The sequence below is a fragment of the Paenalcaligenes sp. Me52 genome, assembly GCF_050487965.1.
Lineage (GTDB): Bacteria > Pseudomonadota > Gammaproteobacteria > Burkholderiales > Burkholderiaceae_B > Paenalcaligenes.
On sequence record NZ_JBKQFO010000002.1, the window covers coordinates 60,725 to 72,904 of the forward strand.

Below are 12,180 nucleotides of genomic sequence, written 5' to 3' on the forward strand. Positions count from 1 at the left end.
GGTGTGGTCTCCAGAAAAGGAGGCAGATACATAGCCTGCCCAGTTTTTTTTGTCATAGGCGACACGCCTCATGGCGTGCTTAGTGATGCTGTATTGTGCTGGCTTCTGTATTGAAAATATAATGGTATTTTTAGCCAACCCATAACCCACAGGTTATGACTAAATATGGACTGGACCCAAAAGCTTAAGTTTCATCACTTGCAAACACTGACCATGCTGGCAGATCAGTGCAACCTCACGCGGGTAGCTGAGCTCATGAACATCACACAACCGGCGCTCTCAAAATGGCTGACAGGCTTAGAGGACGATATGGGCATGCTGCTGTTTGAGCGTCATAGCAAAGGCATACGTCCCACGCCCGGTGGGCAACTGGTGATTAAACACGCTAGGCGCATACTGAATGAACTGGATCGGTCGCGTGCAGATATCTCGCTGTTTAAAAGCGGTATGCAAGGCAGCCTGATGATAGGCAGCTCGCCGGTGGCAACAGATATCGTGGCACAAGCCATTCTGGACCTGATGCAAGACCACCCAAAAATTCATCTGCGTATCGTAGAAAGCATCATGACGCCGTTGCTAGAGCAGTTATTACTTGGGCAAGTGGACGTGGTCATTGGTCGTATTGGGAGTAACGCACTCGCCTTGCCACTTAACTATAAGGTGCTCTATAGCGAGCCTATACGCTTTGTCACCCGACGTGGGCACCCGCTGTCTGAAAAAACCAGCCTATCGTGGCAAGACCTAGAACCATGGCGCTGGGTGGTATGGCCTACCGGCACCCCCATACGCGTCAGCATTGATAACACCCTGATTGCCAATAACCTCTTAATGCCAGCAGATCACATAGAGTCTGGTTCCATGAACCTCACCCTGCACATGCTGCAAGGCAGTGACATGATAGGCATCTTGTCGCAACGGCTGGCGCAGAGCCATGCTGCGGAAGCGCGTTTATCTATTCTGAACTTGCCCGATAGCGCCCAACAAGGCAGTGTGGGCGTGTTTTGGCGACAAGATGAACAGCCCTCGGATGTACTAGAAGCCTTTCTGGATCACTTGATTCACCTCTCGCGACCAGAAGCCTAAACACGTTAATCCGCTTTGGGGATCAGCATGACCAACTTGCAGTCTGGTCGTATCGCTAGCCTAAACGTGTATTGTCTAAAGTGCAGTACACCATCTTGAGGATGGGCAAAACTGCGTAAACCACCCTCGCGCTCGACTACCGTTTGCCTACCCCACCACTGGGCAAACACGGGGCTGGTAGACAATAACGATTGCAGTAGCGCATGTAACTCCGGTTCGTCCACATGCGCGCCTACGTCCCCTCTAAACTCACTGACCACACGCGTCGCACGCTGCTCCCAGTCCACCACCAAGCTGCGGGCAGCAGGGTCTAGAAAAATGTAGTGCAACAAATTAGGGGCAGGGTTTCGGTCAGGCCAACCATCAAACAAACGTAACAACGCCTCATTGCGCGCTAAGACATTCCAACACCTATCCAAAATATAAGCCGGTGCCGCAATGCTACGCACGCAGTCCTCTAGGCCATCGGGCAGTTGGGTGGGCAGCAATTCATCGTGCTCGGGGTCTGCGCATTCGGCCAGCTCAAACAAATACTGGCGCTCAGCACGCCCTAGCCGCAGCTCATTGGCTAAACGTGCACACACCGTAGGCGAAATCGCAATTTCTCGCCCTTGTTCCATCCACGTGTACCACGTCACACTGATGTCGCAAAGCTGTGCCACTTCTTCGCGTCGTAACCCCGGTGTGCGTCGTCGGCTACCCGCTGGTAGCCCCAAAGCCTCTGGTCTAGTACGTTCACGCACACTACGTAAAAAATCACCCAGTGCTTTACGCCGCGTGCTGGCCGCATGATCCGATGAGCTTAAGCTTTCTGTGCGCCCCATGATTACCTACCCACGCAACACCGATGCTAACGAGCGACGTACCTCGTCTTCGTCTCTACCTGAACGAGCAATGTAGTCGTGCAATTGATCTTCTCCAATATTCCCTACGTTGAAATATTGTGAGTCAGGGTGGCTGAAATAAAAACCCGACACACTGGAGGCAGGATACATCGCCAGACTTTCTGTTAGCTGCATGTTGATGTCTTCCCACTGCATCACACGGTTCATATCGTCTTTCACGATGTGCTCAGGGCAAGAAGGGTAACCAGGTGCTGGACGTATCCCTTGATAACGCTCATCAATCAAGGCTTCGTTATCTAAGTCTTCCTCAGACACATAGCCCCACAAATCAGTACGTACCCGAGCATGTAGACACTCAGCAAAGCCTTCCGCAAAACGATCAGCCAATGCTTTGAGCATGATGTCAGAGTAATCATCGCCCTCTGCTTGGAAGCGTTCAGAGTGCTTCTCTATGCCCAAACCACCCGTCACCGCAAACATACCTATGTAGTCGATAATGCCGCTTTCTTTGGGTGCAATGTAATCCGCCAAACATTTACTGTGTACACCAGACCGTTTCACGGTTTGCTGACGCAGATTACGCCATGTGAACAGCACTTCGGAACGTGTCTCATCGCTGTACACCTCGATGTCATCGCCATTCACACTATTGGCTGGGTAGAAGGCCACCACACCATTGGCTTGCAACCAGCGACCTTCGATGATTTTTTTCAACATCGCTTGGCCTTCGGCGTACAACTGTTTAGCGTGCTCGCCTACTACCTCGTCTTCTAAAATACGTGGAAAGCGACCAAAGAGGCTCCATGTTTGGAAGAATGGCGTCCAATCTATGAAACGAGCGATATCGGCCAGATCGTAGTTAATAAAGGTACGTCTACCAATGAATTTGGGGCGTGGTGGCGTGTAATTGGCCCAATCTATGGGCGGCGCGTCAGCACGAGCATCCTCTAAACTGATCAGCGGTGTTTCTTTACGATTTGCGTGACGCGTACGCACCATGTCATATTCTTCGGCAATTTCTTGCACGTAGTTATCGCGGTTGTCCGACATCAAGCTGGTTGCTACCCCTACCGAACGACTGGCATCCGGTACATAAATCACAGGGCCTTCATAGTGCGGCGCAATTTTCACGGCGGTGTGAACACGACTGGTAGTGGCACCACCAATCAACAACGGGATCTTTTTCTCGCGGAAATATGGGTCACGCTGCATCTCAGAGGCGACATAACTCATTTCTTCTAAGCTAGGTGTAATCAACCCAGACAAGCCCACCATATCGGCATTTACTTCTTTGGCTTTTTCTAGAATCTGAGCACATGGCACCATTACGCCCATGTTCTCTACTTCAAAGTTATTACATTGCAGCACCACGGTCACAATGTTTTTACCAATATCGTGCACGTCGCCTTTCACTGTCGCCATGACGATCTTGCCCTTAGAGCGCACATCGCCACCAGCCAACGCAATTTGGCGTTTTTCTTCTTCAATAAAAGGCACTAAGTGCGATACGGCTTGCTTCATCACACGAGCGGATTTCACCACCTGCGGCAAGAACATTTTGCCCTCGCCAAACAAGTCACCCACCACGTTCATACCGTCCATCAATGGCCCTTCAATCACCTCGATGGGTCGGCCACCTGCATTGGCAATTTCTTGGCGTACTTCTTCGGTATCTTCCACAATAAAGGTAGTGATACCGTTTACCAGCGCATGCACCAAACGCGCACGCACAGGCTGCTCGCGCCATGTGAGGTCTTCTTCACGCTTGGCACCAGAACCTTTGATGTTCTCGGCCAATTCCACTAAACGCTCAGTAGAGCTACGCTCGTCATTAGGGCCTTCTTTAGCGACGGGATCAGCACGGTTCAATATGACGTCTTCCACCATATTGCGTACTTTCTCATCCAAGTCAGCATACACACCTAGCTGGCCAGCATTCACAATCCCCATGGTCAGCCCCTCGCGGATGCTGTAGTACAGGAATACGGTGTGAATGGCCTCACGCATGGCTTCATTGCCACGGAAAGAGAAGCTGACGTTAGAAATACCACCCGACATACGAGCATGAGGCAGATTCTGGCGAATCCATTTCACGCCTTCGATAAAGTCTCGTGCGTAGTTATTGTGCTCATCAATACCAGTAGCGACTGCGAACACGTTGGGGTCAAAAATGATGTCCTCAGGCGGGAAACCTACTTCGTTCACCAGCATCCAATATGCACGCGCACAAATTTCTTTACGTCGCTCTAGGCTGTCGGCCTGCCCTTGTTCATCAAAGGCCATCACCACTGCCGCCGCACCGTACTTACGGCACAAACGCGCATGCGCCAAGAAAGACTCTTCGCCCTCTTTCAGCGAAATAGAGTTCACCACCGCTTTACCTTGAATGCAGCGTAAACCTGTTTCAATCACTTCCCATTTGGAGCTATCTACCATGATGGGTACACGAGAGATATCAGGTTCAGACGCAATCAGGTTCAAGAATTTACGCATGTTGGCAACTGAGTCCAACATGGCTTCATCCATATTGATATCGATGATCTGCGCACCGTTCTCTACTTGCTGGCGTGCTACTGACAACGCTTCTTCAAAACGCTCTTCGCGGATCAAACGCAAGAAGGCTTTACTGCCTGTCACGTTGGTACGCTCACCCACGTTAATGAACAAACTTTGCTCATCAAAGTTCAAGGCTTCTAGACCTGACAAACGGGTGCGTACAGGAATCTCCGGCACTTGGCGACGTGGCAGGCTTTGCACTTGCTGCACGATGGCACGGATGTGATCTGGTGTCGTACCACAGCAACCGCCCACCATATTCACCAACCCGGCTTCAGCAAACTCGTGCAATAAACCAGAGGTGTCTTTAGGGGTTTCATCAAAGCCTGTTTCTGCCATAGGGTTTGGCAAACCAGCATTGGGGTACACGCAGATGTAGGTGTCACAGATTTTGGACAATTCGGCGATATAGGGGCGCATCAACGCCGCGCCTAACGCACAGTTCAAACCTATGGTGACTGGTCGTGCATGGCGCACAGAGTTCCAAAAAGCCTCTACCGTTTGGCCTGACAAAATACGGCCAGAAGCATCAGTAACCGTACCGGAAACCATCACCGGCAAGCGGATATTACGTTCTTCAAAGACGGATTCGACGGCAAAAATTGCAGCCTTAGCGTTCAAGGTATCGAAGATGGTTTCTATCAGTACGATATCAGCGCCACCATCAATCAAGCCATTTAGCTGTTCGGTGTAGGCATCACGCAGTTCTTCAAAGGTGACGTTACGCACGGACGGGTCATTCACGTCGGGCGAAATAGAGGCTGTCTTGGGTTGTGGCCCCAACACCCCTGCCACATAACGACGCTGGCCTTTGGCGATGAACTCGTCACAGACTTTACGTGCGATTTTTGCAGATGCTACGTTTAGTTCATAGGCTATACCGTGCAAGGCGTAATCGCTTTGCGCTACCTCTGTCGCACCAAAGGTGTTGGTACAGATTACATCTGCACCCGCTTCCAAATACTGGCGGTGTATGGCCTCAATAACGTCTGGCCGCACCAACGACAGCAGCTCGTTATCACCCCGTACATCTTTGTGATGATCTTTAAATCGCTCACCACGGAAATCGGCTTCGCTTAATTTGTAGCGCTGAATCATGGTGCCCATCGCGCCATCCAGAATCACAATGCGATCAGCCAACAACTGTACAAAATCCCCTGCACGGGTGTACGAAGATACGGGGTATGGAATAGCGGGATATGACACGGTCACGAGCAAAATCCTGAAAATCGTCAAGCACTATGTCGTGGAGCAAAAACGACTCGCTTACACCACAACCAAAGAGATGTATTGTACCCCCCTGCGACTGCTATGCTAAATTCCCTTTGCATATCAAGGTACATACTAAGACTCCCTTTTCTTATGTAGCTGAGCAGAAAACCACACTGCTCATCGGGAAGCCTGGCCCTATTTCATAGAACAAACAGCGCTGCCCCCGCAACGGTACTCATGCTTATGCATGCCAGCCCGATACCGAGCCCTGATATACCTGAATGTATATAGCTAGTTTTCTTTTCTAAAACCTAGCCCATTTTTATTGTGGTGTGCGGGGTCGCGCACCGAACAGGATTCGTCATGAAAACAACTCACTTGGCTGCGTTGCTGGCCTGCATTTTTCCGTTAAGTGCTGCGGCACAGTCCTCCCAACCCGTTTCCGAATTAGACAACATTGTCGTTACTGCTAGCCGTGTGGCGCAGTTGGAAAGCGAGGTGGTGGGTGACGTTAGCGTTATTGATAGAGCTACCTTGGAAAAAGCAGGTCAAAGCAGCGTAGCTGAATTGCTGTCACGTGAGCACGGTATTCAAATTAGCACCACGGGCGGTCCTCAAACCCCTACGTCTATTTTCATGCGTGGCACAGATAGCCGACACGTATTGGTATTGATTGATGGCGTGCGTATTAATAGCAGTATCTCTAATGCTGTTAACTTTAATGCGATTAACCCTGCTCAAATTGAACGCATCGAAATTTTGCGTGGTGCTGGCAGTAGCTTGTACGGTTCTGAGGCCATTGGTGGTGTGATCAACATCATCACCAAAAAAGGCCAAACCGATACACCTATGGCTTTCTGGGGTGAGATGGGTATTGGCACGCACAGCTTGTTCAAAAGCAGCGTAGGTTTTTCCGGCCAAAGTAATGGTTTGTCGTATAACCTGATTGGCTCTATGGCCAATAGCGACGGTTTCCGCTCTACGAACTCCCACTCTGATGTGGGCGCCTCTAAACGCGCAGATGGCTATGAAAGCAATAGCGTCAAAGCCGACTTAGGTTATGCATTTTCAGATCAACACCGTCTGGATGCCCATCTATTTTCGTCATACATTAATGGCGAATTCACCGGCTACACCGGTCAAGAATCCAGCGCGACACGCCAGCAAGCGTATGGCTTAAGCTCTACCAATACATTCTTTGGTAACTGGACTAGCAAACTGAGCGTTAACGAAACGCGTGAAACGCGTCAGGGTTACAGTAGCTTTAACGTAGAAACCTCGTCCTACCAAACCACCTTGCGTAACTACGCATGGCAAAACGATGTCACCTTGGGTCAATACCAAACACTGACTGCTCTGCTGGAACACAATGACGAACGCGGTAAACAAGCTGGCTACACTAGCTTAAATGCTAAACGTCACAGCAATGCTGGCGCACTGATTTACAGTCTGAACTATGGCCGACACCATGCGCAAGCAAGCCTACGCCACGATCGTATTGCGGGCCATACCAGCCGTACTACCGGCGCTATAGCCTATGACTTCGACATCACCAACCGTTGGACGGTAGGGGCCTCGTATAACACCGGCTTCAAAATGCCTACTTTGTACGAAGACTACGTGAACCAAAGTGCACTGATTTCTACCGTGTCACCTGAAACATCCAAAAATGTGGAAGCACGTATTGCCTACACCCATGACACGGGCTCTGTGAAATTGGTTGCCTACCAAAACCGCATTAACAACCTGATTAACTGGCGCTTTGCCGGTGGCCCTAACGGCGAGTACTTCAACACCAATCGTGCCAAGATCAAAGGTTACTCGTTGATGTTTGATCAACAGTTCGACGACTTGTCGCTGTGGGGTAGCCTTGATTTAACTAACCCTCGCGATAAAGAAACCGACAACCGCCTAACTCGTCGTGCTGCGCAAGTGTACCGACTGGGTGCTAACTACAGTTTCACTAACCTGCAAGTAGGAGCAGAGTACTCGTGGACGGCTAAGCGTTCAGATCAAGACTTCCGCTCATTCCCTGCCAAAGACGTCACTTTAGGCAGCTTCAGCTTGGTTAACCTGACAGCAAAATACGATTTCAGTAAATCCGTTACGGCCTCTGTACGTTGGGATAACGTCTTTAACAAACGTTATGAGTATGCATACGGCTACAACACGCCTGGCTCTAACGTATTTGTAAACCTGACCTGGCGCATGTAAGCCTACCGCCGCTGCCTGACCACGTTAATCAGGCAGCGGCTTCATCTAGGGAAACAGTGCTCATGGGCATAGTGCATAAAACACGTTGTTGGTTGATCTCGGCTCTACTGCCTTTCACCGTATTAGTGCAACCTGCGCATGCACAGCAGACGTTTAGCATCCCTGATGACCCATGCAGCAGCACAGCCCCCTCACCTTCATTTCAACGGGCGATTAGTCTTGCTCCACATCTGACCGAGTTGCTGTATGCCGCCGGAGCTGGTGACGCCATCATTGCAACAGTAAGTAGCAGCGACCACCCCCAAGCTGCCACCACACTGCCACGTATAGGGGATGGCATCACGCTACACCCCGAGCGTCTGTTAGAGCTACAACCTGATGCTATTTTTGCGTGGTTACCGGGCAGTACGCTTGCCTCCATGCAACCTACGCTAGAACGCTTAGGCATCCCGTTACTGTATTCACGCCCTACCCGTCTACACGATATCCCTCAGGAAATACGCCGGTTGGGTTGGCTATTTAATACCCGTGATATTGCCTGCCCTGTTGCACAGCAGTTGGATGATCGTTTAGATGCGCTCGCCAGCCCTGCGCGAAAGGACAAGCCAACCGTGTCGGTATATTTAGAATTGGGACATGACCCCATCTACACTATTGGCAACGACCCGCTAATTGCCGATGTACTGGCTACCTGCAACGCTAGCAATAGCTATGCACACAGCACAGTAGCCGCTCCCCAAGTCCTACCAGAAGAGCTATTACGTCGTAACCCACAAGTGGTGATCGTCTCGCAGCCCTCTGCTCTAACGCAACAAGAACGCCTGCACTACTGGCAACAGCACCAACTACCTGCCGCCATCGCAGGACACTTTTTTAGTATCTCGCCCGACCTGCTGTATAGACCTGGCCCTCGACTCATTGATGCCACCGAGCAACTGTGCGGCTATGTAGATCATGTACGAGCAAATCAACATGCTGCGGCGCAGCATGGCAAAAGCCCTGCCAAACCCTGATAAATGCATTATCCTTTAAGGTTTTGACGCTACGGATAACCCTAGCATTTCTGTCATACCACTAGAGCATCACCACCATGAGCATTACTACTCCTGCCGATCCATTTGTTATTGCTGGTAAATCCTATCAGTCCCGTCTGCTAGTAGGCACAGGAAAATACAAGGATTTCGAAGAAACCAAGCTCGCGATTGAAGCCAGTGGTACAGAAATTGTTACCGTCGCCATCCGTCGCACTAATATTGGCCAAGACGTTAACGCGCCTAGCCTGCTGGACTATGTTCCACCTTCCCGCTACACCATTTTGCCTAATACTGCTGGCTGCTTTACTGCAGACGACGCCGTGCGCACTTTGCGCTTAGCGCGTGAATTGCTGGATGGCCACTCATTGGTGAAACTGGAAGTGCTGGGCAGCGCCCAAAACCTGTTCCCAAACATGCCTGAAACCTTGATCGCCGCCAAAACACTGGTCAGCGAAGGTTTTGATGTCATGGTGTACTGCTCGGATGACCCTATTCAGTGCAAGATGTTGGAAGACATTGGTTGTGTGGCCATCATGCCATTGGCATCATTAATTGGTTCTGGCATGGGCATTATTAACCCATGGAACCTGCGTCTAATTATCGACCAGTCCTCCGTGCCTGTGTTGGTAGATGCCGGTGTAGGCACTGCCTCAGATGCCGCTATTGGTATGGAACTAGGCTGCGATGGCGTGTTGATGAACACTGCGATTGCAGGTGCTCGCGACCCAATTCGCATGGCATTGGCCATGAAAGAAGCTGTACAAGCTGGCCGTAATGCGTACCTTGCTGGCCGTGTACCTCGTAAATATTACGATGCAGACCCTAGCTCGCCTGTTGAAGGCATGATTCATTCTCGTTCTAAGTGAAGTCTATGATTCCCAGTACTCTGACCATCGCCGGCGTAGACCCCTCTGGGGGTGCTGGTGTATTGGCCGATGTAAAGGCCATGAGCGCGCTTGGCGCCTATGCTAACGGTGTGATTGCCGCACTGACCGCACAAAACACCAAAGGCGTTACTGGCATTTTGCCAGTGGACCCAGCTTTCGTGGCCTTGCAGATTGATACGCTGTTTGATGATGTGCGTATTGATGCGGTGAAACTGGGCATGTTGGGACAACAGCGCGTGACTGAAGTGGTTGCTGACCGCTTGGCGCATTGGAGACCTAAGTTTCTGGTACTAGACCCCGTCATGGTGGCTAAAAGCGGTAATTTGCTTTTGGAAAAACCAGCCGTAAACGCCCTGCGTGAACAGCTGTTACCACAGTCCACCATGATTACGCCTAACCTGCCTGAAGCCGGAGTACTGCTGGAAGCTCGCCCCGCCGAAACCCTCAAAGAGATGTTTGGTGTAGCCGAGAAGCTGCATAAGCTCATTGATGATGGCAAAGAGCGCTGGGTATTTCTAAAAGGTGGTCACCTACCCGGTGACGATTGCCCTGATCTGCTGTTTAACGGCGATCAAATGGTAGAAATGCCTGCTTTGCGCATCCAAACCAAAAACACACACGGCACGGGTTGCACCTTGTCAGCGGCATTAGCGGCGTTACTGCCACAAACACCCAATGCAGTTGAAGCGGCAAAACTGGCCAAACAATATTTGTTTAAAGCGATTGCTCGTTCCCATGAAATGAACATTGGTTCTGGTCATGGGCCAGTGCATCACTTCCACCACTGGTGGCCACCTGTTAATTCGTAATTTGGTCTGAGTCACCACTGTAGTTATGACGCATAGCACCGCCATTATTGTGGCCATGCAGGAAGAGTTAGAAATTGTCCTGCAACATTTGGATCATGCCAGTACTCACGAACGTGCTGGCATGCAGTTTCACCAAGGCCTGTTCGCAGGCAAACCTGTTGTTGCGGTAATTTGTGGCGTGGGTAAGGTGAATGCTGCCACCTGCACACAAATACTGATTTCTGAATTCGCTGTAAGCCGTGTCATCAATATAGGGATTGCGGGGGGCATAGGCCCTGGCATTTCCCCCGGTGATGTGGTGATTGCTGACTGCTTGGTACAGCACGATATGGATATCGCTGCTCTAGGCTTACCGCCAGGACAGATCTTCCGTATGGATACGCTGTACTTCCCTACTGATCCTACGCTACGTAAATTAGCTCAGGCTGCTGCCAGCCACATTACAGGGCATCAGGTCAGCACTGGCTGCATTGCCAGCGGGGATCAATTTATTGCTTGCCCAGAAAAAAGCCGCTGGATACACCAGCAGTTCAATGCACTTGCCTGCGAGATGGAAAGTGCTAGTATTGCGCAAGTGTGCTACCTGAATAAGGTACCTGTGATTTGCATTCGATCTATTTCCGACAATGCGAATGACGGTGCCAACATGGATTTTGAGCAATTTATGAGTATTGCTGTGCAGAATGCTAGTATTCTTCTGCAACAGATGCTGCCTGCTTGCCCATGACTTGAAGTACCGGATAGAAAAGCCTGTTTTTGAACAAAGCAGTATCAGGCATCCTGTCCTATAATCAGATTTCTGTACGACTAACCAAACGCTTATTGGACGTTATGAACATTCACGCGCTGTCTGAGCTCGAACGTGCCCGCTATTACATGATCGAGCAACAAATCCGCCCTTGGCACCTGTCTGATGAGAACGTGCTTGATGCCCTGCTAGAGGTCAAACGCGAGCGCTTTGTGCCTCCAGCTATGGAAGGCGCAGCCTTTTCCGACACTGAACTGCCACTGATTGTTGACGGTATAGACACAGGTGAAACCATGCTGTTCCCCAGCCTGGAAGCCCGTCTCACTCAAGAGCTGCAACTTAAACCGTCTGATGGTGTGCTTGAAATTGGTACTGGCTCGGGTTTCCAAGCCGCTTTGCTGGCCTGTTTGTGCCAGCAAGTGACCTCTATTGAAATCAACAGTACGCTTGCTGGCTTTGCAAAAAACAATCTGCAACGTAACAAAATCACGAATGTTACCGTTGAAACTGGCGATGCACACGCAGGCTGGGGCACTACCGAATACGATGCAATCTTGCTGACTGGTTCGGTGCCTACAATACCTGATGCGCTGAAATATCAGTTGGCTATTGGTGGCCGTTTGGTAGCAGTCGTTGGTCAGCAACCTGTAATGACCGTGACCCGTATCACGCGTACTAGTGCTGCAAGTTTTGACGTGGAACTTCTTTTTGATACCAACATCAAAGCTTTGCATGGTACGGCTATTTCGCATTTCAAATTCTAATTGTTCCCGTCGCCGCCCTTTGCGGCGC

9 protein-coding genes are annotated in these 12,180 nt (G+C 50.5%); 7 read left to right on the plus strand and 2 right to left on the minus strand.

The window, feature by feature from the left end; translation table 11 throughout:
* Positions 1–165 precede the first annotated feature (165 nt).
* Positions 166–1,083: a LysR substrate-binding domain-containing protein gene (locus ACLO87_RS11500; RefSeq protein WP_430223779.1), complete on the plus strand. Its 918-nt coding sequence runs from the start codon at positions 166–168 to the stop codon at positions 1,081–1,083.
* Between the two features lie 5 nt (positions 1,084–1,088).
* On the opposite strand, the gene ACLO87_RS11505 is transcribed toward ACLO87_RS11500, so the two are convergent.
* Together ACLO87_RS11505 and metH are read right to left on the minus strand one after the other, a co-directional pair.
* On the minus strand, positions 1,089–1,907 hold the full coding sequence (locus ACLO87_RS11505; protein WP_430223780.1) for a helix-turn-helix transcriptional regulator: 819 nt from the start codon (positions 1,905–1,907) through the stop codon (positions 1,089–1,091).
* Positions 1,908–1,913: 6 nt separating this feature from the next.
* Positions 1,914–5,690, minus strand: a complete 3,777-nt coding sequence (gene metH / locus ACLO87_RS11510; protein WP_430224063.1) for a methionine synthase — start codon at positions 5,688–5,690, stop codon at positions 1,914–1,916.
* A gap of 369 nt (positions 5,691–6,059) precedes the next feature.
* Here metH and ACLO87_RS11515 point away from each other — a divergent pair, with 369 nt between their 5' ends.
* The 6 genes from ACLO87_RS11515 (at position 6,060) to ACLO87_RS11540 (ending at position 12,152) form a co-directional block, all read left to right on the plus strand.
* Entirely contained in the window at positions 6,060–7,910 is a 1,851-nt protein-coding gene (locus ACLO87_RS11515; protein WP_430223781.1) for a TonB-dependent receptor domain-containing protein, read from the plus strand.
* Positions 7,911–7,972: 62 nt separating this feature from the next.
* Positions 7,973–8,923, plus strand: a complete 951-nt coding sequence (locus ACLO87_RS11520) for an ABC transporter substrate-binding protein (protein WP_430223782.1) — start codon at positions 7,973–7,975, stop codon at positions 8,921–8,923.
* Between the two features lie 77 nt (positions 8,924–9,000).
* Positions 9,001–9,810, plus strand: a complete 810-nt coding sequence (locus ACLO87_RS11525; protein ID WP_135861874.1) for a thiazole synthase — start codon at positions 9,001–9,003, stop codon at positions 9,808–9,810.
* A 5-nt stretch (positions 9,811–9,815) separates the two neighbouring features.
* The gene (gene thiD, locus ACLO87_RS11530; RefSeq protein WP_430223783.1) at positions 9,816–10,640 is read left to right on the plus strand and encodes a bifunctional hydroxymethylpyrimidine kinase/phosphomethylpyrimidine kinase; all 825 of its coding nucleotides are present in this window, start codon (positions 9,816–9,818) and stop codon (positions 10,638–10,640) included.
* A gap of 25 nt (positions 10,641–10,665) precedes the next feature.
* On the plus strand, positions 10,666–11,367 hold the full coding sequence (locus ACLO87_RS11535; protein WP_430221454.1) for a 5'-methylthioadenosine/adenosylhomocysteine nucleosidase: 702 nt from the start codon (positions 10,666–10,668) through the stop codon (positions 11,365–11,367).
* 104 nt (positions 11,368–11,471) lie between these two features.
* Entirely contained in the window at positions 11,472–12,152 is a 681-nt protein-coding gene (locus ACLO87_RS11540) for a protein-L-isoaspartate O-methyltransferase family protein (protein ID WP_430223784.1), read from the plus strand.
* The last annotated feature ends 28 nt before the right edge of the window (positions 12,153–12,180 follow it).